The sequence below is a fragment of the Pseudomonas sp. LG1D9 genome (genome assembly GCF_002949995.1).
GTDB classification, from domain to species: Bacteria; Pseudomonadota; Gammaproteobacteria; order Pseudomonadales; family Pseudomonadaceae; genus Aquipseudomonas; species Aquipseudomonas proteolytica.
This window is the reverse complement of record NZ_CP026881.1, coordinates 819,413-839,792: the sequence shown is the minus strand read 5'-3', so window position 1 is coordinate 839,792 and position 20,380 is coordinate 819,413. Positions and strand designations below refer to the sequence as shown.

The following is a 20,380-nucleotide window of genomic DNA, read 5'->3' as shown; positions in this document are numbered from 1 at the left end:
GTATTTGGCGGTGTCGTTTCACAGGGCATCTTTATGAAACAGGAAATCATTGCTTTCTCCTCACTTTCATAAAGGTAGTTGCAAAACAGTGGCTTGGCCCCAGCGCCAAGCTCCCTTTTGCGCGCCCATGCAGCCCCCGCCTCTCACACCAGACGCTCGAATTAAAGCCTAGTTGATCTTCGTCAAGTCGAAGGTCAGGAGCTGGGCAAAACCTGGTTTGGCCGCCGAATGGGGCCAGCCAGCCGATTGACGGTTTACCCGTCTGGAAATACCCCTCTACCTGCCGGATCTAGCCGATCCCGGGCCGGTAGATCGAATGCTGTCCATGGAGCTTTAAAGTGCGCGTCAATTTGCCGGTCACCACAGTTGAACAGACTTTCGGGGAGCAGCAACGGCTCATTTCCGCTACTGATATCAATAGCCACATTACCTACTGCAACGCCGAGTTTGCTGCCATGAGCGGCTTCACCCAGGCTGAACTGATCGGCAGCACCCACAACCTGGTACGCCACCCAGACATGCCGCCTGCGGTCTTCGAACTGATGTGGCGCTACCTCAAGGCCGGCCAGAGCTGGATGGGCGTGGTCAAGAATCGCTGCAAGAATGGCAACTTCTATTGGGTCAGCGCCTATGTGACGCCGATCCTCGAAGATGGCCGGTTGGTGGGCTACGAGTCGGTACGGGTCAAGCCAACGCGTGAGCAGGTAAAGCGGGCCGAAGCGCTCTACGCCCGCTTGCGTGCCGGGCGTTCGGCGGTTTCGCTGCAGCAACGCCTGGGCCAGGTCGGCAATGCCCTGGCCATGCCCGCCCTGGCAGCGGTGCTCGCTGGCGGTGCGGTGCAATGGCTGCCCGCTGGTTGGGCGCAGGCATCCACCGCACTGCTGTTTCTCGGCCTGGGCGCTTGGGCTCACCTGCGTCTGGGGCGACAGCTCAGCCAGATCGTCGAGCATACCCCCAACACCTTTTCCGACCCCATCAGCGCCATGACCTACAGCGATGCGCTGGGTCCGGCCGCGCAATTGGAGATGATCCTGATCAGCGAAGAGGCGCGTTTGAAAACCGCCCTCACGCGCCTCAGTGACCTTGCCACCCAGATGGCCGAGGCGGCGACCGATTCCAGTGTGTTGTCGGGCAATACCGAGTCGGCGCTCCTGGAACAGCGCGCCGAAACCGATATGACTGCCGCCGCCATGACCGAAATGGCCGCGTCCATCGCCGAAGTGGCGACGCATGTACAGCAGACTGCCAGCGAAGCCCGCACCGCCAATGACCTGGCCGGGCAGGGCAGCCATGTCGTCGGTACCACACGCGAGGCGATCCAGCTGTTGGCGGCCACCGTCACCCAGATCAACCAGGCGGTGGGCCATCTGGCCGGCCAGACCCAGGAAATCCGCGTGGCGGCGAGCATGATCCAGGCCATTGCCGACCAGACCAACCTGCTGGCGCTGAATGCCGCCATCGAAGCGGCGCGGGCCGGTGAGCAGGGGCGTGGCTTTGCCGTGGTGGCCGATGAAGTGCGGGCACTGGCGGGCAAGACGCGGGAGTCGACCGAGCAGATTCAGGGCATCATCCAGAATCTGCGCGCTGGCGCCGAAGAAGCAGTGGAAATTGCCAGCACCGGCATTCACGAAGCCGAGCAGGGCGTGCAACAAGTGTTGCAAGCGCAACAGGCACTGCTGGGTATCCGCCAGGCGGTGGAGCGCATTAGCGGCATGAGTCAGCAAATGGCTGCAGCCTCACAGGAACAATCCCACGTCGCAGAGGATGTTTCACAACAGATCAATAACGTCGCGGCCACGGTACAAAAGACAGCGGGCAATGCCAACGCTGCAGTCACCCGTGGCCGCGAACTTGAAAGCATCTCTTCCGGGTTGCGTGCCCTGGTCGAGCGGTTCAACCGCTAGCCACCTAGAGCCTCATTCATGGATGAGAAATACCGCAGGGCCGTGGATGCCGCCGCCATTTTCTCCGAGACAGACCTCACCGGCCGCATCACCTACGTCAACGACCAATTCTGCGGCATGTCCGGCTACAGCCGCGACGAGTTGCTGGGGCGCAACCACCGGATCCTCAGTTCCGGGTTGCACCCTGCCGGGTTTTTCCAGGGTATGTGGCGCACCATCACCGAGGGCAAGGTCTGGCGCGGGGAGATCTGCAACCGCGCCAAGGATGGTTCGCTGTATTGGGTCGACAGCACCATGGTGCCGTTGGTCGACGAACGCACCGGCAAGGTGCAGAAGTTCGTGTCGATTCGTTTTGATGTCAGCGAAAAGCGCCAGCTGTTGCAGACTCTGCAATGGCGGGTCGGTCACGATGTGCTGACCGGCCTGCCCAACCGCGCCTATCTTTCCGAATTACTCGTGCAGTCTTTGGAGTTCTCCCGCAGCGAGCACATTCCCCTGGCGGTGTGCATGCTCGACCTGGACGGCTTCAAGGCGGTCAACGATGGCTATGGCCATGCCTCTGGCGACCTGTTGCTGGTGGAGGTCGCCAGCCGCCTGCGTGACATCATTCGTGGTGAAGATGTGGTCGCCAGGCTTGCCGGTGACGAATTCGTATTGATCCTGCGCTACGTGCGCGACGCCGAAGAGTTGAACCGCGCATTGCGGCGCATCCTCACGGCCATTTCCGAGCCGTACTCGATCCTGGGCGCGCAGATCAACGTGTTTGCCAGCATCGGCGTCACGCTGTTCCCGTTGGATGACGAGGATGCCGATACGCTACTGCGCCACGCCGACCAGGCCATGTATGTGGCCAAGCAAAGTGGCCGTAACCGCTACCAGTTGTTTGACGTGTCCCTAGAGCAGGAGGTCAAGGCCACCCACCAGACCGTGCAGCAGATTCGCCAGGCCCTGGCGGCGGGGGAGTTGTGCCTGCACTTCCATCCCAAGATCAATTTGCGCCACGGCCAGGTCGTGGGGTTCGAGGCATTGCTGCGCTGGCAGCACCCGATACGCGGGCTGGTATCGCCCAAGGATTTCCTGTCGTTGATCGAGCAGACCGACCTGATCGTCGATGTCGGCGAATGGGTCATGGACCAGGTGCTGGCTCAGATGCGCCAGTGGCAGGAAGCCGGACATCGCTGGCCGGTCAGCGTGAATATCTCGGCGCGGCATTTCCAGCGCGCGGATTTTGTCGAGCGCCTGCAACAACTGCTGGCCCACCACCCCGACGTGGCGCCACACATGCTGGACCTGGAGATTGCCGAATCGGTGGCCATCGATCACATCCAGCGGGTCACCGAGCACCTTGCGGCCTGCCAGGCGCTGGGGGTGCGGTTTTCCCTGGATGATTTCGGCACCGGCTATTCGTCCCTCAGCTACCTCAAGCGCCTGCCGACGCAAACCATCAAGATCGACAAGTCGTTTGTACGCGATATCCTCCATGACAAGGACGATTTGGCCCTGACCCAGGCTGTGATCGGCCTGGCCCGGGCATTTGGTCGTGAGGTGATTGCAGAAGGCCTGGAAACCCTGGAACACGGCCAACTGCTGCTGCGCATGGGCTGTGAAGTGGCCCAGGGTTACTACTTCGCCCAGCCGATGCCGGCTGCCGAGGTGCCGGCTTGGGCGGCGGGGTTTGATCTGCTCAACTATGGCGCCGGCGCAGGTGAAAGCTGACGTCCACCGTCGCCGGTATAGAGCTTGATGATTTCGTCAATCTCCCCTGACATCTTCATGCGCAGCAGCGTGCGCAAAATCCGTTGCACGGGCAGGGCCGGGTCGTTACGCACGTAGCAACCCAGACTTTGCTCCTCGACCACCGCCACCACGTGCAGCCCCCGGCCTGGCGGCAACTGCTGATTAAAGCGCTCCAGGGTCCATTCGTTGGTCACCGCGTACTTGAAGCGGCCCGCCACCAGCTTGTGCAGCACTTGCTCCTCGCTGCGGGCGTCGTCGCGCTTGAGTTGGCCCTTGGCGAACAGCGGTTCAAGGGTTGGGTAGGTGTAGTTGAGCACTGTGCCGATATTCTGTGTTGCCAGCTTCGTCACATTCACCGACAGCGGCGGGACATGGGCGCTGACCATCACATTGCGCTGGACCCATAACGGAATGCTCCAGACATAATCGCCAGACAGGTTGTTGAGCCACGCCTGTGCGACGTAGCAGCGCACATCGACCTCGCCGCGTTCCATGGCCGGGGCGATGCGGGCCCGGGCCAATACCTGGAATTGGGCCGGGTGGCCCACCTGGTTTGCCAGGCTCAACATCAGGTCATGCAAAATGCCTTGGGTCGGCTGGCCCCCGTCGATCTGCACCATGGGCATGGCCCAACTGTCGGAAATGGCAAAGCGCAACGGGGCGGGCGCCGCCAGGCTCAGTGAGGTGATCATCCATAAAGCGCCCAGGACTACGCGCATAAACTCTCCGGGATCAGCCCTTTGCAGGGCATGCCACTACCAGCTTAGTCAGATTAGGCGAGCGTGCCGGATGCAATTTCCCCCCTGCTCCGCTAGCATTACCGGCTCCCGCTTCCCAGTTGCGACGGTTTTCGATGAGTTATCAGGTTCTTGCACGTAAATGGCGTCCGCGCTCGTTCCGCGAAATGGTCGGCCAGACCCATGTGCTCAAGGCTCTGATCAATGCCTTGGACAGCCAACGGCTGCACCACGCCTACCTGTTCACCGGCACACGCGGGGTGGGCAAGACCACCATTGCGCGGATCATTGCCAAATGCCTGAACTGTGAAACGGGCATCACTTCGACCCCCTGCGGTACCTGCTCGGTATGCCGGGAGATTGACGAAGGGCGCTTTGTCGACCTGATCGAGATCGACGCCGCAAGCCGCACCAAGGTCGAGGACACCCGCGAACTGCTGGACAACGTGCAGTACGCCCCCAGTCGCGGGCGCTTCAAGGTCTACCTGATCGACGAAGTGCACATGCTCTCCAGCCATTCCTTCAACGCCCTGTTGAAGACTCTGGAGGAGCCGCCGCCCTACGTTAAGTTCATCCTGGCCACCACCGACCCGCAGAAACTTCCTGCAACGATCTTGTCGCGGTGCCTGCAGTTCTCTCTCAAGAACATGACCCCCGAGCGTGTGGTCGAGCATTTGACCCACGTGCTCGGTGTGGAGAACGTGCCGTTCGAAGACGACGCGCTGTGGCTGCTGGGCCGCGCCGCCGATGGCTCGATGCGTGACGCCATGAGCCTGACCGACCAGGCCATTGCCTTCGGTGAAGGCAAGGTAATGGCCGCCGACGTGCGCGCCATGCTCGGCACCCTCGACCACGGGCAAGTGTTTGACGTGCTCCATGCGTTGATCGAAGGCGATGCCAAGGCATTGCTTGAAGCCGTGCGCCATCTGTCGGAGCAGGGGCCGGACTGGAATGGGGTACTTTCGGAAATTCTCAACGTGCTGCACCGCGTCGCTATCGCCCAGGCGCTGCCTGAAGGGGTCGATAACGGCCACGGTGACCGCGACCGCGTGCTGGCCCTGGCTCAGGCATTGCCAGCCGAAGATGTGCAGTTCTACTACCAGATGGGCCTGATCGGGCGCCGTGACCTGCCGTTGGCACCCGATCCGCGCGGCGGGTTTGAAATGGTCATGCTGCGCATGTTGGCGTTTCGCCCCGCAGACACCGCCGACGCGCCGAGACAGCCGCTAAAGCCAGTGGGGATCAGCCAGGCCACAGTTGATTCCGCCAAATCAGTGGCTGGCGCGGCGGTCGTCGCGCCAGAACCTGTGGCAGTCGCCCCAGCCCCGGTCGCGGTCGAGCCTGTGGCGCCTGTAGTGGCGCCGGCGCCGGCTGCCGAGCCTGCGCCCGCGCCGGTGGTCGACCTGCCCTGGAATGAGCCGGTAGAGACCGTGGTCGAGCAGGCACCTGCCGAAGAGCCTGTCCTGGAAACCATCGCCGAGCAGCCCGAACTGACGCCGATGCCCACGCCAACCCCCGACAGCGTGGTGCCGGACGCGCCGGAGTGGGTCTCTGCACCCGTACCCGAGCCAACCATTGCCGACGTGGACGCCGCCACCCCGGGCATCGACCTGGATGACGAACCGCCGCTGGATGAAGACTACATCGAGCCGGACATGGATTCGGCCTACAGCTACCTGGACGACCTGGCCAGCGAGCACACCGCCGAGCCTGCGCCCGAGCCCGAGGCGGAACCTGCCGCCATGCCGGCCACCGGCCTGGCCCTGCAATGGTTGGAGCTGTTCCCGAAATTGCCGATTTCCGGGATGACCGGGAGCATCGCCGCCAACTGCACGCTGATTGCCGTCGATGGCGATCACTGGCTGTTGCACCTGGACCCCGCCCACAGTGCCCTGTTCAACGCGACCCAGCAGCGCCGGCTCAACGATGCCCTGAACCAGTTCCACGAACGCACCCTGACGGTGACCATCGAGCTGATCAAGCCCGAGCAGGAAACCCCGGCCCAGGCCGCCACCCGTCGCCGGCTCAACCGCCAGCGCGAGGCCGAGGAGTCGATCCAGGCCGATCCGCTCATCCAACAGATGATGGAGCAGTTTGGCGCGGTGGTGCGACACGATACTATTGAGCCCGTCGAAGCCCAGGCCGCAGCGGGCTGATAATTGAAGGCGTCGTGCCCCGAGGCACGGCGCCGTATTGATCCACGTACTTTTGAGGTGATTCCCATGATGAAAGGTGGCATGGCCGGCCTGATGAAGCAGGCGCAGCAGATGCAGGAAAAAATGGCCAAGATGCAGGAAGAACTGGCCAACGCCGAAGTCACCGGTAAAGCCGGTGGCGATATGGTCAGCGTGGTGATGACCGGTCGTCACGACATCAAGCGCGTGAGCATCGACCCAAGCGTATTGCCGGGCGTTGGCGAAGACGACCTGGAAATGCTCGAGGCCCTGTTCGCCGCGGCCGTCAACGACGCCGTGCGTAAGATCGAAGCCAACAGCCAGGACAAAATGTCCGGCGTGACCGCGGGCATGCAACTGCCGCCGGGCATGAAGCTGCCGTTCTGATCGGTGACATGCAACAAAAAATGCCAGGCCTCGTGCCTGGCATTTTTGTTTGTGTCGGTCAAAATCGAACGTCGGTATTGCAACAGCTGTCTGCACCCTATACCGCTGAATTCAATCACCGATAAAAGGAGCCTTGCTGATGACTCAAGCCATGACCCTTAACCAGCGCATCGTCCTGGTATCCCGCCCGCAGGGTGCACCCGTGCCAGAGAACTTCCGCCTGGAGCGCGTGGCGCTGCCTGACCTGGCAGACGGCCAGGTCCTGCTCAAGACCCTGTTCCTGTCCCTGGACCCCTACATGCGTGGGCGTATGAGCGACGCACCGTCCTACGCCGCACCGGTAGAAATCGGCGAGGTAATGACCGGCGGTGCTGTCAGTCGCATCGAACAGTCGCGCAACCCCAAGTTCGAGGTGGGCGACCTGGTGGTCGGCGCCACGGGTTGGCAAAGTCACAGCATCAGTGACGGCCGCAACCTGATACCGGTGCCCAAGGGCTTGCCAAGCCCGTCCATGGCCCTTGGCGTGCTGGGCATGCCTGGCATGACCGCCTACATGGGCCTGATGGATATCGGCCAACCGAAGGCCGGGGAAACCCTGGTGGTAGCGGCTGCCTCGGGCGCGGTGGGCTCGGTGGTCGGCCAGGTGGCCAAGCTCAAGGGGCTGCGCGTGGTGGGCATCGCGGGCGGCGCCGACAAGTGCCGCTATGTGGTGGAGGAGCTGGGTTTTGACGCTTGCATCGATCACAAGAGCGCAGATTTCGCCGATGAGCTGGCCCAGGCCTGTTTCAACGGGGTAGACATCTATTACGAGAACGTCGGCGGCAAGGTATTCGACGCCGTACTGCCTTTGCTCAACCCCAAGGCGAGGATCCCGCTGTGCGGCCTGATTGCCGGTTACAACGCCCACGAAGCCCCCACCGGGCCCGATCGGCTGCCGGCGTTGCAACGGACCTTGCTGACCAAGCGCGTGCGCATCCAGGGCTTTATCGTGTTCGACGACTATGGCGACCGCCATCCGGAATTTATCAGCGCCATGGCGCCCTGGGTGCGTGACGGCAAGGTCAAGTTCCGCGAAGACGTGGTCGACGGCCTGGAGCAGGCACCCGAGGCATTTATCGGGCTGTTGGAAGGACGTAACTTCGGCAAGTTGGTCGTGCGTATTTGACGCTTATCCGAGGCGCGGGTATAAACCGCGTCTCGTTGTTTTGTCGGACCTCTGCCCCCATGAGCTTCAGCCCCCTGATTCGCCAACTGATCGACGCCCTGCGCACCTTGCCGGGCGTGGGCCAGAAAACCGCCCAGCGCATGGCGCTGCAACTGCTGGAGCGTGACCGCAGCGGTGGCTCGCGGCTGGCCCAGGCCTTGAGCCAGGCCATGGAAGGCGTGGGCCATTGCCGCCAGTGCCGCACCCTGACCGAAGAAGAACTGTGCCCGCAATGCGCCGATCCTCGTCGTGATGACACGCTGCTGTGCGTGGTCGAAGGCCCGATGGACGTGTACGCCGTGGAACAGACCGGCTATCGCGGGCGCTACTTTGTGCTCAAGGGCCACCTTTCGCCCCTCGACGGCCTGGGGCCGGAGGCGATTGGCATCCCGCAACTGGTGGCGCGCATTGAAGAGCAGGGCACCTTCACCGAAGTGATCCTGGCTACCAACCCAACGGTGGAAGGCGAAGCCACTGCGCATTACATCGCGCAACTGCTGACCAACAAAGGCTTGATCACTTCGCGCATCGCCCACGGCGTTCCGCTGGGTGGCGAGCTGGAGTTGGTGGACGGCGGCACCCTGGCGCACTCGTTTGCCGGTCGCAAACCTATCGCCCTCTAACACCCACCACAAATCCCCTGTGGGAGCGGGCTTGCTCGCGAAAGCGGTCGATCAGTCAATACATTTAGCGACTGATGCCCCGCTATCGCGAGCAAGCCCGCTCCCACAGGGGATTTGTGCTGTGGTCGAAATTTCCGTTTGGCTTGATAACCAAGCAAGCGCTTGGTAAGTTCGCTCCACCTCTCCGTGGAGCTTGCCGATGCCTGCCTATCAGGAATACTTCGATCCCAGCCACCAATTGGTCCGCGACAGCGTGCGCCGTTTTGTCGAGCGCGAGATTCTGCCGAACATCGAGCAATGGGAGGAGGCCGAGCACTTCCCGCGCGAGTTGTACCTCAAGGCCGGTGCGGCGGGGATTCTGGGCATCGGTTACGCCGAAGCCCTGGGCGGTAGTCACGAGGGCGACCTGTTCGCCAAGGTCGCCGCCAGCGAAGAGTTGATGCGTTGTGGTTCCGCAGGCGTGGTGGCGGGGCTGGGCTCGCTGGATATCGGCCTGCCGCCCATCGTCAAATGGGCCCGCCCCGAGATCCGCGCGCGTGTGGCTCCCCAGGTCTTGTCTGGCGAGAAGATCATGGCCTTGGCCGTCACTGAGCCGGGGGGTGGTTCTGACGTGGCCAGCCTGCAAACCCGAGCCGTGCGTGAGGGCGACTGTTATCGGGTCAGTGGCAGCAAAACCTTTATCACCAGCGGCGTGCGCGCCGACTACTACACCGTGGCTGTACGTACCGGCGGGCCGGGCTTTGGCGGCATCAGCCTGTTGCTGATCGAGAAGGGCACGCCAGGCTTCACCGTCGGCCAACCGTTGAAGAAAATGGGCTGGTGGGCGTCGGATACTGCCGAATTGTTCTTCGACGATTGCCAGGTGCCGGTAGGCAACCTGATCGGCAGCGAGAACATGGGCTTTGCCTGCATCATGGGCAATTTCCAGAGCGAACGCCTGGCCCTGGCGTTGATGGCCAACATGACGGCGCAGATGGCGCTGGAAGAGAGCTTGAAGTGGGCTGGGCAGCGGGAGGCCTTTGGCAAACCGATCGGCAAGTTCCAGGTGCTCAAGCACCGCCTGGCGGAGATGGCCACGGCGGTCGAGGTTTCCCGGGAGTTCACTTACCGCCAGGCGGCGAAGATGGCCGCGGGCAAGAGTGTGATCAAGGAGATTTCCATGGCCAAGAATCTTGCCACCGACACGGCTGACCGGGTGACGTATGACGCGGTGCAGATTCTTGGCGGGCTGGGTTATATGCGCGGCAGCCTGGTGGAGCGGCTGTACCGGGACAATCGGATTTTGTCGATTGGTGGCGGCACTCGGGAGGTGATGAACGAGATCATCAGTAAGCAGATGGGGTTGTGATTGATAGGGTTCTCAGGGGCCTCATCGCGGGCATTCCAAAGTTGGAACTCGGTCCAATGTGGGAGCGGGCTTGCCCGCGATGAGCATAGGTATCTACACAACTTTGCCACAACGCCTAAATCCAGGCAGATAGCGCAGTTGTGGCGAGCGGGCTTGCCCCGCGCTGGGCTGCGAAGCAGCCCCAACAAGCCCACCGCGTTTCTTCAGATAAGCCGCGATAGGCGGGTTTAGGGCTGCTTCGCAGCCCAGCGCGGGGCAAGCCCGCTCGCCACGGGGGAGTTCATTAGTTTGTGAAAGTTGTGTAGATGCCGATGCCGCGATGAGGCCCGCCCAGACACAGCAAATCAGCGCTCAGTCAACCCGAACTGGGTCAAACAGAACGTCGGAACCCCCATATCCTCCAACCGCTGTGAGCCACCCAGTTCCGGCAAGTCAATGATCGCCGCTGCTTCAAAAATCCCTGCACCCATGCGCCGTGCCAGGTTGGCCGCAGCAATCAAAGTGCCACCTGTGGCGATCAGGTCATCGAACATCAGCACCGAATCCCCTTCACACAGGCTGTCGGCGTGCACTTCGAGGAAGGCTTCACCGTATTCGGTCTGATAGCCCTCGGACAGCACGTCCGCTGGCAGCTTGCCCTGCTTGCGGAACAGGATCAGTGGTTTGTTCAGTTGATAGGCAATCACCGAACCGATCAAAAAGCCCCGGGCATCCATCGCGCCGATGTGCGTGAACTCGGCTTCGACGTAGCGATGGATAAAGGTGTCAGCCACCAGGCGCATGGCCTTGGGCGACTGGAACAGCGGCGTGATATCGCGAAAGATCACCCCAGGCTTGGGGAAGTCGATGACGGGGCGGATCAGGGATTTGATGTCGAAGGAGTCGAAAGCCATCGTCGGGAGTCCTGGGGGCAAAGACTCGCCAGTATACCTGCGGCCTGGCCGGTTGGCTTGGCCGCAAGTGTCGCATCCCGCGTGCGGCGGTCAGCCGTCGAGGGAGCCGCCGGCCAGTGCGCAGAGCTGGATCGGGTCGAGGATATGAACTTCCTTGCCCTCGGCGGCAATCAGTTCGTTTTGCTGGAAGCGGGTGAACACTCGGGAGACGGTTTCCACCGCCAGGCCCAGGTAATTGCCGATTTCGTTGCGCGACATGCTCAGGCGGAACTGGTTGGCCGAGAAACCACGGGCGCGGAAACGTGCCGACAGGTTGACCAGGAAGGTGGCAATCCGTTCGTCGGCGGTTTTTTTCGACAACAGCAGCATCATTTGCTGGTCATCCCGGATTTCCCGGCTCATCACGCGCATCAACTGGCGGCGCAACTGTGGCAGTTGCAGGGCCAGTTCATCCAGGCGTTCGAACGGAATCTCGCACACCGACGTGGTTTCCAGGGCCTGGGCCGACACCGGGTGGATCTCGGTGTCCATGCCCGACAGGCCTACCAGTTCGCTGGGCAGGTGGAAGCCGGTGATCTGCTCTTCGCCGCTATCGCTCAAGCTGAACGTCTTCAAGGCGCCCGAGCGTACTGCATAGACGGAATCGAACTGATCACCCTGGCGAAACAGAAACTCGCCTTTCTTCAGTGGGCGACCACGTTTAACGATTTCGTCCAGCGCATCCATGTCTTCCAGATTCAGCGAAAGTGGCAAGCAGAGGGGCGCCAGGCTGCAATCCTTGCAGTGAGCCTGGCTGTGAGCGCGCAGTTTAACTGGCTCGGACATTTCTTAAATCCTTGTGGGAAAACACACATAAGACGTAAGGGTACCGCACTGAGGGACTATCAGGCCAGCCTGTACAAAAAACCGGCAGGGGTATAAAGAATTTTGCACAGCGGCCGATGGACTGCTAACGACCAAGAGCTTGGAGGCTCACGATATGCTTTCCATCGACGGCAATCTCCCGTCCCGCACCATGGTGCCGACTTTGCTTGAGCCGAAAAAAGCCAGCGCTGTTGGCGCTGAGGCCCAAACGCCAGCCCTCGGTGAAACCAAGCCTGCCGAAGGCGTAAGCGTGACCTTTTCCGGTGCGTCGCTCAAAGCCGCCAACGCCGAGAAAGCGGCCAACAACGATATCGAAGAAAGCGGGCTGGACGAGAACGTGCAGAAGCTGCTGAAGATGATTCGCCAGTTGAAGCAGCAGATCGCAGAAAAGATGGCAGAGATGTCGTCGATCATGGCCGACAAGCGCCTGAGCCCGGATCAGGCCCAGGCGAAACTGGGTGGCGTGCAATCGGCATTGGGCGGCCTGCAAGCCGCGCTGACCTCCGCCTATGCGTCCTTGAGCGAAGCGATGAAGAACCTGAGTGCCGAGGATGCGATGAAGGCCGCCTCGTTGATGGCCAAGTAACCCGGCTCAGATCACCCGGGAAAATCGTTGCCTATTCTGTTGCTCCAGATAGGCATCGAACACCATGCACACCGAGCGCACCAGCAGGCGTCCGGCCGGCAGTACGCGAATGCCCTCGGCGTCCAGTTCGATCAGGCCGTCATTGGCCATCGCTTCCAGTTGCGGCCAGAGTTCGGCGAAATAGCCGCGAAAATCCACGGTAAATGCCTGCTCGATGCTTTCGAAGTCCAGGCTGAAGTGACAGATCAACTGCTGGATCACCGCGCGCCGCAAACGATCGTCGGCCGTGCAGAGCAGGCCGCGACTGGTGGCCAATTGCGCCCCAGCCAGGGCGTTCTGGTAATGACTCAGGTCGCTGCTGTTCTGGCAGTACAAGTCACCAATCTGACTGATGGCCGATACCCCAAGCCCGATCAAATCACAGTGCCCATGGGTGGTGTAGCCCTGGAAATTGCGCTGTAGGGTGGCCTCTTCCTGGGCAATGGCCAGTTCGTCATCGGGCAGGGCGAAGTGGTCCATGCCGATGTAGTTGTAGCCGGCCGCCGTCAACTGTTCGATGGTTTCCTGCAGCATCTGCAACTTGACGGCGGGGGCCGGCAGGTCGTCGCTGTTGATCCGCCGCTGGGGCAGGAAACGTTCCGGCAGGTGGGCGTAGTTGAACACGGAGAGCCGGTCGGGTTGCAGGCTGATGACCTCGGCCACGGTGCTGGCGAAATGCTCCGGTGTCTGCTTGGGCAGGCCGTAGATCAAGTCGATATTGATCGAGCGAAACTGCAGGGTGCGCGCGGCATCGATCACCGCGCGGGTTTCTTCCAGGCTTTGCAGGCGATTGACCGCCCGTTGCACCTCGGGGTCCAGGTCCTGCACGCCGATGCTCACACGGTTGAAACCCAGTTCACGCAGCAGGCCCATGGTGGCCCAGTCGGCTTCCCGTGGGTCTATCTCGATGCCGTAGTCGCCGGAGTCGTCATCCAGCAAGTTGAAGTGCTGGCGCAGTTGCGCCATCAACTGGCGCAACTCGTCGTGGCTGAGAAAGGTCGGCGTGCCGCCGCCAAAATGCAGCTGCTGTACTCGCTGGTTGGGGTCCAGGTGGCAGGCGACCAGTTGAATCTCTTGCTCCAGGCGCTGCAGGTAGGCCTGGGCGCGACCGCGGTCCTTGGTGATGACTTTGTTGCAGGCGCAGTAGTAGCAAATGTTCGCGCAGAACGGCACGTGCACATACAACGACAGCGGGCGCACGGCCTTGCGGCTGTCGCGCAGGGCGTGCAGCAGGTCGAAGGTGCCGACCTGGCTGGTGAATTGTACGGCGGTGGGGTAGGAGGTGTAGCGCGGCCCCGCGAGGTCGTAGCGATGAATCAGATCTGTGTCCCAACGAATGGCGTCGAGCATGCGGGCATTCCCCGGATTGGCTAGTGGGCCGAGTCTAGGGGCATGGCTGGACGGTCATCTTGATTTGTATCAACGGGGAGCGGCGCTATGCCACATGGCCTTTTAGTGGCCCATAAGCCAGTGCTGATGGGGGCCGGGTAGGGTCCAGATACCGAACACAATCACCAACAGGCCACCGGCCATGCGCACACTGCGCTTGCGCAACAGCGCGGTGACGCGTTCTGCCGCCAGCCCGGTGGCGAGCAATACCGGCCAGGTGCCGAGCCCGAAGGCCAGCATCAACAGCCCGCTATCCAAGGCGTTGCCCTGGCTGGCAGCCCACAGCAATGTGCTGTAGACCAGGCCGCAGGGCAGCCAGCCCCACAGCGCGCCCAGCAGCAAGGCGCGGGGCAGGCTGGACACCGGCAGCAAACGGTTGGCAAACGGCTGGATATGGCGCCACAGGCCGCGCCCGAGGCTTTCGATACGGGTCAGGCCGCTCCACCAGCCGGCCAGGTACAGGCCCATGCTGATCAACAGCAGGCCGGCAAGGATGCGCATGAACATCGCCGCCGGGCTGTTGGCCACCGCCCAGCCGGCCAGGCCGATCAATACGCCGGCGCAGGCATAGCTAAGGATGCGTCCCAGGTTGTAGGCCAGCAGCAGGCGAAAACGCCGGCTGCGCTGCTCCGGGGGGATCGCCAGGGTCAGTGCGCCCATCAGGCCACCACACATGCCCAGGCAATGGCCGCCGCCCAACAGGCCGAGGATCAGCGCGGAAACCAGCAGCGGCGCGAGGTCAAGCATGGGGCGGTGCCTGCTCGTCAGGCTTGCTCGGTGGCTGCGCATGGCTGCTGGCCTCGTCGACAGCGGCCAGGTGCTTGGGGTCCTGGTCGTCGAACAGCACGCTGTGGGCCGGCCCGTCGAGGTCGTCATACTGGCCGCTGTCCACCGCCCAGAAGAAGATGTAGATGGCGATGGCGACGATCAGCAGCGCCGCTGGAATCATTACGTAAAGAGCTGGCATCGCTACTCCATGCCCGTGCGGCTCAAGCCGGCAGCGGACGGGACTGTGGGGTGGCGCTCGCAGCGCTGGTGCGCGGCAGGCGAGTCAGGCGCAGGGCATTGAGCACCACGGTCAACGAGCTGAGGGACATGCCGATCGCAGCCCAGATCGGCGTGATCCAACCGAGGGCGGCGAACGGCAACATCAGGCCATTGTATAGCCCGGCCCACAGCAGGTTTTCAATGATTACGCGGCGCGTGCGCCGTGCCAGGCTGAAGGCTTGTACCAGGGCGTCGAGGCGGTTGGACAACAGCACCGCATCGGCGCTGGTTTTCGCCAGGTCAGTGGCCGAACCCATGGCCACGCTGATATCAGCGGCGGCCAGTACCGGCACGTCATTCACGCCATCACCGAGCATCAACACCTTGCGGCCTTCCTTGTGCAACTGTTGCAGCACCAGCAGCTTGTCATCGGGGCGCAGGCCGCCATGGGCTTCGTCGATGCCCAGTTCGGCGGCGACGCTGGCGACCATCGGCGAGCTATCACCCGATAGCAGCAAGGTGCGCCAACCCCGCGCCTTGCACGCGGCCAGCAGCGCCGGTGCATCGCTGCGCAGGCGATCATCCAGGACAAACCAGGCCAGGGCGCCGCTGGTATCGCCCAGCAGCAACCATTGGCCAGCGTCTTGCGGCGATTGAGGAATCGCGCAGCCACTCAATTCACAGACAAAGCCGGGCTGGCCGATGCGCAGCAGGCGTTCGCCGACGCGGCCCTCGAGCCCCAGGCCCGGGGTGCTGAGCACTTCGTCAGCCGCCAGTGGGGCGCGGCCAAAGGCCCGGGCAATCGGGTGTTCGGAGCGGTTTTCGAGGGCGGCGGCCAGGGCCAGGGCCAGATCGCTGCTCATGCTGCCCAACGGCCGGATGGCGCGCAGGGCCAGGCGGCCTTCGGTGAGGGTACCGGTCTTGTCGAAAATCACCGTGTCGATCTGATTGAGGCCTTCGAGCACATGGCCGCGGGTCAGCAGCAGGCCGAGTTTGTGCAGGGTGCCGGTGGCGGCAGTCAAGGCGGTGGGGGTTGCCAGCGACAAGGCGCAGGGGCAGGTGGCAACCAGCATCGCCAGGACAATCCAGAACGCCCGAGAAGAATCCAGCTCCCACCACAGCAGGCCAATCAGCGCGGCGGCGATCAGCGAGCAGAGCAGGAACCATTGGGCGGCGCGGTCGGCGATTTGCGCCAGGCGCGGTTTTTCTGCCTGGGCCCGCTCCAGCAGGCGCACGATGGCCGACAAGCGGGTGTCATGGCCCAGGGCGCGTACTTCAACGGTCAACGCGCCTTCGACGTTGAGGGTGCCCGCGGTGACGGTGTCGCCGGCCTGTCGTGGTTGTGGCAGATATTCGCCGGTAAGCAGCGACTCATCGATACTCGATTGGCCATCGAGGATCACCCCGTCTGCGGGCAGAATCGCGCCCGGGTGCACCAGCACCCGGTCGCCCAGGGCCAGTTCGGTGAGCAGGATACGATCGCTCTGGCCATCGGCTTTGAGGCGCAGGCACGAGGCTGGCAGCAGGTTGACCAGTTGGGCGGTGGCGGCAGCCGTGCGTTCCCGGGCGCGACGCTCCAGGTAGCGCCCGGCCAGCAGGAACAGCGCGAACATGCCCACGGCATCGAAATACAGCTCGCCCACCCCGGTGATCGCGGTCCAGATCCCCGCCAGGTAGGCGCCGCCAATGGCCAGCGAGACCGACACATCCATGGTCAGATGGCGGGTGCGCAGGTCACGCATGGCGCCCTTGAAAAACGGTGCACAACTGTAGAACACGATGGGAGTGGTCAGAAACAGCGCAACCCAGCGCAGGATCTCGTGTAGCTCTGGGCTCAGGTCGATATTGAACTCCGGCCAGGTGGCCATCGTCGCCATCATCGCCTGGAACCATAGCAGGCCGGCCACGCCCAGTTGGCGCAAGGCCAGGCGGTTTTCACTGGCCAACTGTTCAGCGGCACGGTCGGCTTGATAAGGGTGGGCAGCGTAGCCGATATGGCGTAGCTCGCTGAGCACCTGGCTCAACGGCAATTGCCCATCGGCCCAGCGCACATGCAGGCGATGGTTGGACAGGTTCAGCCGCGCCTCGGCCACGGCCGGCAGGCTGCGCAGGTGTTTCTCGATCAACCAGCCACAGGCGGCGCAACTGATGCCTTCCATCAGCAACGTGGCTTCGGCCAGGTCGCCGTCGTGGCGCACGAAAGGCTTTTGCACATCGGCGCGGTCGTACAGCGCCAGCTCGTCGACCAACTGCACGGGCAACGCCTCTGGGTTGGCCGAGGCCTCGCTGCGGTGTTGGTAATAGCTTTGCAGCCCACCTGCGACAATTGCTTCGGCCACCGCCTGACAGCCCGGGCAGCAGAGCTCGCGGGGCTCGCCGAGGATCACCGCAGTGAAGCGGCTGCCGGGCGGGACGGGGAGGGCGCAGTGGTAGCAGGGGATTGGGGTGGTCATGGTTTTGGATCTGTGTGGGCGGGGAGGGCCTCATCGCGGGCAAGCCGGCTCCTACAAGGTTATCGCACGCTCCCTGTAGGAGCCGGCTTGCCGGCGATGCGCGAAGCGCAGGCTGTCAGTTCTTCAGGTCTTCAGCACCCTGCAACGGCTCGTCACCCAACTTCAGGTCGGTGCCATGGCTGACTTCTTCCTCTTCAAACATGCGCCAGGTCCTGTCGCCTTCCACCCCCAGCAGCTCGACGAAGCGCCGGCCTTCGACCTTGTCAGTGACCTGGCCGATATAGCGACCCGGCTCGCTCTCGCTGCGGGTGAGCATGACCTTGCGGTCTTTCTCCGGCTGGGTCGGCGAAATCAGGTTCAGTTCCAGGGTGGTCGGCCCGCTGTTGCCGGTGAGGTGCAACTCGACTTCGCCGGTCAACTCATCCAGGTGCATCGTGGCGCGCATTTGCAGGGTCTGGGCCAGCAGTTCGCGGTCCAGGGAGCGGTTGATGCCCTTGCCCGCCTCGTAGTAGTTGTCGTTGACCAGGTTGTCCGGGTTGTTCACCGCGATGGTCACCATGGACAAGGTCAGCGTCACCGAGCAGGCCAGGATGGCAATGATGATCCAGGGCCAGAGGTGCTTGTACCAGGGGCTTGCGGCAGTTGCTACGGGCATTGTTCTGCTCTCTTTTAACGAATTTGTGGGCCGATGAACCGGCTCTTGGCTTCAACGTGGACGCTGTCATCATCAGCATCCTTGAGGATGAATTTCACCTCGTTGGTGGTCGACGGCATTTGTTCCGGCGCGCTCGACAGTTCCACCGGCATGGTGAAGATTTCCCCGGCGGCGACCTTGATCTCGCGCTTGCCTTGCAGCTTGAGGTCCGGCAGACCCGTGGCGTCCAGCACGTAGGTGTGGTCGTGCTGGTCCTTGTTCATGATCTTCAGGCTGTAGACGTTCTCGATCCGCCCTTCGGCGTTTTCGCGGTACAGCACGCGGTCCTTGCTGACGTCGAAACCCACCAGCGAACGCATGAAGAACGCCGCGGCCAGCAGGCTGATCATCGCCAGCAGCACCAGCGCGTAGCCGATCAGGCGCGGGCGCAGCTTGTGGGTCTTTTGCCCCGACAGGTTATGTTCGGTGGTGTAGCTGATCAACCCGCGAGGGTAATCCATCTTGTCCATGATGGTGTCGCAGGCGTCGATGCAGGCGGCGCAGCCAATGCACTCGATTTGCAGGCCGTCGCGGATATCGATGCCGGTAGGGCAGACCTGCACGCACATCGTGCAGTCGATGCAATCCCCCAGGCCCTGGGCCTTGTAGTCGACACCTTTCTTGCGCGGGCCACGCACTTCGCCGCGGCGCGGGTCGTAGGACACGATCAGGGTGTCCTTGTCGAACATCACGCTCTGGAAGCGCGCATACGGACACATGTAGATGCACACCTGCTCACGCAGCCAGCCGGCGTTGCCATAGGTGGCGAGGGTGAAGAAGCCGACCCAGAAGTACGACCAGCCATCGGCCTGGCCGGTGAAGAACTCGAACACCAGTTCGCGGATCGGCGAGAAGTAGCCGACAAAGGTCATGCCGGTAACAAAGCCGATCAGCAGCCACAGCGTGTGCTTGCTGAATTTACGCAGGAACTTGTTGGCGCTCATCGGCGCCTTGTCCAGCTTGATCCGCTGGTTGCGGTCGCCTTCGGTGACCTTCTCGCACCACATGTAGATCCAGGTCCACACGCTTTGCGGGCAGGTGTAGCCGCACCAGATACGCCCGGCGTATACGGTGATAAAGAACAGGCCAAAGGCCGAAATGATCAGGATCCCCGACAGCAGGATGAAATCCTGGGGCCAGAATGTCGCACCGAAAATGAAGAATTTACGCTCTGGCAGGTTCCACCAGACGGCTTGGTGCCCGCCCCAGTTCAGCCACACCGTACCGAAGTACAGCAGGAACAGGCCGGCACCGCCGAGCATCCGCAGGTTGCGGAACATCCCGGTGAAGGCGCGGGTGTAGATTTTCTCCCGCGAGGCGTAGAGATCGACGGTGTCGCTGGTTTTTTTGGCAGGCGGGGTAACGTCATGTACCGGAATCTGGTTGCTCATCATTGCATCCCACGGCAGTGGAGATTTGCCTCGGCCAGTACGTGCCAGCCGGGGTCAAAATAGGGGTCTTGCAGTGGCGTAATGATACGCCTGTAGCACCGGTGAACGGGTGCGACCTTTGGTCGCGTTGGGGGAAATCAATTGATGGTGTACGTGACTTGAATCAATTGACAGCGTGAGTATGGACAGTTTTTCAGGGCCCGTAGGTCATTCGTCCCATGGGTTGATCAATGTCACACCGCTGCTTTGGAAGTCGGTGACATTGCGGGTGACCACGGTCAGGCCGTGAACCAGAGCGGTTGCGGCGATCAACGCGTCACCTTCGTTAGCACGATCCGGCACATGCAGGCTGGCGCAGCGTAATGCCACGGCAGCGTCAATTGGCAGGATTCTGGCATCGAAGGCCGGCATGACATGGCGTTTGAGCCAGGTGCGCAAGACCTTGCCCTGCGCGGGGTCACGGCGCTCCATTTGCAGCACCCCAGTCTCCAGTTCTTTCAAGGTAATCGCCGAAATATACATACGCGGTACGGCGACGGTTTTGGCCCAGGCCACCACATTTTTGTCGGCCTGGGGTTTGCGTAACTCGGAAATGACATTGGTATCGAGCAGATACATCAAGAGAGGTCCACGGGTCGATGGATAATTACGGCACGCTCGGTTTCAAACTCGATGTCCGCCGCTTCGGGCATCACCAACAGGTCAACGATATCGGCGTTGATGCCTGTCAATTTTTGGTAGTCCTCAATACTTAGCAGGACATGGGCAGGCTTGCCTCGGTCGGTGATAAAAACCGGTCCTTGGCGCGCGGCTTTTTTGGCACCGCTTGTGTCTTGGTTGAATTCGCGACTGGAGATGGTCGTAATTGTCATGGGGCGCCTCCCAGTAGGGTGGGTGAATGTAGTTACGTTACTACGCCGCACTGAAACGCTACAAGCTTCAAGCTACAAGCGGTCGATGTGTTTCACCG

Annotated in this window: 18 protein-coding genes and 2 pseudogenes; 9 read left to right on the top strand and 11 right to left on the bottom strand. The window is 62.1% G+C overall.

What is annotated here, in order from left to right; translation table 11 throughout:
- Window positions 1-338: 338 nt before the first annotated feature.
- The 3 genes and pseudogenes from C5F71_RS29625 to C5F71_RS04105 all read left to right on the top strand — a co-directional run.
- Window positions 339-620, top strand: a pseudogene (locus C5F71_RS29625) (PAS domain-containing protein); the annotation flags it as partial.
- 792 nt (window positions 621-1,412) lie between these two features.
- Window positions 1,413-1,904 (top strand): annotated as a pseudogene (locus tag C5F71_RS29620) (methyl-accepting chemotaxis protein); the annotation flags it as partial.
- Between the two features lie 18 nt (window positions 1,905-1,922).
- The gene (locus C5F71_RS04105; protein WP_104910694.1) at window positions 1,923-3,620 is read left to right on the top strand and encodes a bifunctional diguanylate cyclase/phosphodiesterase; all 1,698 of its coding nucleotides are present in this window, start codon (window positions 1,923-1,925) and stop codon (window positions 3,618-3,620) included.
- Here the strand turns inward: C5F71_RS04105 and C5F71_RS04100 are convergent.
- Window positions 3,593-4,360: an ABC transporter substrate-binding protein gene (locus C5F71_RS04100; protein ID WP_092231789.1), complete on the bottom strand. Its 768-nt coding sequence runs from the start codon at window positions 4,358-4,360 to the stop codon at window positions 3,593-3,595. The two genes, C5F71_RS04105 and C5F71_RS04100, sit on opposite strands and share 28 nt — an antisense overlap.
- Before the next feature lie 134 nt (window positions 4,361-4,494).
- On the opposite strand from C5F71_RS04100, the gene dnaX reads away from it, so the two are divergent.
- From dnaX to C5F71_RS04075, 5 genes are all read left to right on the top strand, one after another.
- Window positions 4,495-6,534 (top strand): DNA polymerase III subunit gamma/tau, encoded by a 2,040-nt coding sequence (gene dnaX / locus C5F71_RS04095; protein WP_104910693.1) that lies wholly within the window; start codon window positions 4,495-4,497, stop codon window positions 6,532-6,534.
- Window positions 6,535-6,600: 66 nt separating this feature from the next.
- A complete protein-coding gene (locus tag C5F71_RS04090; RefSeq protein ID WP_003193199.1) occupies window positions 6,601-6,939 on the top strand; it encodes a YbaB/EbfC family nucleoid-associated protein in 339 nt (112 codons plus the stop codon).
- A gap of 139 nt (window positions 6,940-7,078) precedes the next feature.
- Window positions 7,079-8,104, top strand: coding sequence for an NADP-dependent oxidoreductase (locus tag C5F71_RS04085; protein WP_070994719.1), 1,026 nt, complete (start codon window positions 7,079-7,081; stop codon window positions 8,102-8,104).
- 59 nt (window positions 8,105-8,163) lie between these two features.
- Window positions 8,164-8,766, top strand: a complete 603-nt coding sequence (recR, locus tag C5F71_RS04080; protein WP_070994718.1) for a recombination mediator RecR — start codon at window positions 8,164-8,166, stop codon at window positions 8,764-8,766.
- Window positions 8,767-8,965: 199 nt separating this feature from the next.
- Window positions 8,966-10,114, top strand: coding sequence for an acyl-CoA dehydrogenase family protein (locus C5F71_RS04075; RefSeq protein WP_104910692.1), 1,149 nt, complete (start codon window positions 8,966-8,968; stop codon window positions 10,112-10,114).
- Window positions 10,115-10,458: 344 nt separating this feature from the next.
- Here the strand turns inward: C5F71_RS04075 and C5F71_RS04070 are convergent, their stop codons facing one another.
- Together C5F71_RS04070 and fnr are read right to left on the bottom strand one after the other, a co-directional pair.
- Complete coding sequence (locus C5F71_RS04070; protein WP_104910691.1) at window positions 10,459-11,007, bottom strand: adenine phosphoribosyltransferase; 549 nt, start codon at window positions 11,005-11,007, stop codon at window positions 10,459-10,461.
- 90 nt (window positions 11,008-11,097) lie between these two features.
- A complete protein-coding gene (gene fnr / locus C5F71_RS04065; protein WP_029298173.1) occupies window positions 11,098-11,832 on the bottom strand; it encodes a fumarate/nitrate reduction transcriptional regulator Fnr in 735 nt (244 codons plus the stop codon).
- 154 nt (window positions 11,833-11,986) lie between these two features.
- Here fnr and C5F71_RS04060 point away from each other — a divergent pair, with 154 nt between their 5' ends.
- Window positions 11,987-12,457: a hypothetical protein gene (locus C5F71_RS04060; protein ID WP_104910690.1), complete on the top strand. Its 471-nt coding sequence runs from the start codon at window positions 11,987-11,989 to the stop codon at window positions 12,455-12,457.
- 6 nt (window positions 12,458-12,463) lie between these two features.
- Here the strand turns inward: C5F71_RS04060 and hemN are convergent, their stop codons facing one another.
- The 8 genes from hemN to C5F71_RS04020 form a co-directional block, all read right to left on the bottom strand.
- On the bottom strand, window positions 12,464-13,846 hold the full coding sequence (hemN, locus tag C5F71_RS04055; protein WP_029298169.1) for an oxygen-independent coproporphyrinogen III oxidase: 1,383 nt from the start codon (window positions 13,844-13,846) through the stop codon (window positions 12,464-12,466).
- 102 nt (window positions 13,847-13,948) lie between these two features.
- Window positions 13,949-14,632: a sulfite exporter TauE/SafE family protein gene (locus C5F71_RS04050; RefSeq protein ID WP_092231773.1), complete on the bottom strand. Its 684-nt coding sequence runs from the start codon at window positions 14,630-14,632 to the stop codon at window positions 13,949-13,951.
- Window positions 14,625-14,852, bottom strand: coding sequence for a cbb3-type cytochrome oxidase assembly protein CcoS (gene ccoS / locus C5F71_RS04045; RefSeq protein WP_104910689.1), 228 nt, complete (start codon window positions 14,850-14,852; stop codon window positions 14,625-14,627). Before ccoS ends, C5F71_RS04050 begins: the two co-directional genes overlap by 8 nt.
- 22 nt (window positions 14,853-14,874) lie before the next feature.
- On the bottom strand, window positions 14,875-17,325 hold the full coding sequence (locus C5F71_RS04040; RefSeq protein WP_104910688.1) for a heavy metal translocating P-type ATPase: 2,451 nt from the start codon (window positions 17,323-17,325) through the stop codon (window positions 14,875-14,877).
- A 115-nt stretch (window positions 17,326-17,440) separates the two neighbouring features.
- On the bottom strand, window positions 17,441-17,980 hold the full coding sequence (locus C5F71_RS04035; protein WP_029300032.1) for a FixH family protein: 540 nt from the start codon (window positions 17,978-17,980) through the stop codon (window positions 17,441-17,443).
- A gap of 14 nt (window positions 17,981-17,994) precedes the next feature.
- Window positions 17,995-19,410, bottom strand: coding sequence for a cytochrome c oxidase accessory protein CcoG (gene ccoG, locus C5F71_RS04030; protein WP_104910687.1), 1,416 nt, complete (start codon window positions 19,408-19,410; stop codon window positions 17,995-17,997).
- Between the two features lie 207 nt (window positions 19,411-19,617).
- Entirely contained in the window at window positions 19,618-20,028 is a 411-nt protein-coding gene (locus tag C5F71_RS04025; protein WP_104910686.1) for a type II toxin-antitoxin system VapC family toxin, read from the bottom strand.
- A complete protein-coding gene (locus C5F71_RS04020) occupies window positions 20,028-20,282 on the bottom strand; it encodes a type II toxin-antitoxin system Phd/YefM family antitoxin (RefSeq protein WP_029300038.1) in 255 nt (84 codons plus the stop codon). The genes C5F71_RS04025 and C5F71_RS04020 overlap by 1 nt, the downstream gene beginning before the upstream one ends.
- Window positions 20,283-20,380: the final 98 nt, after the last annotated feature.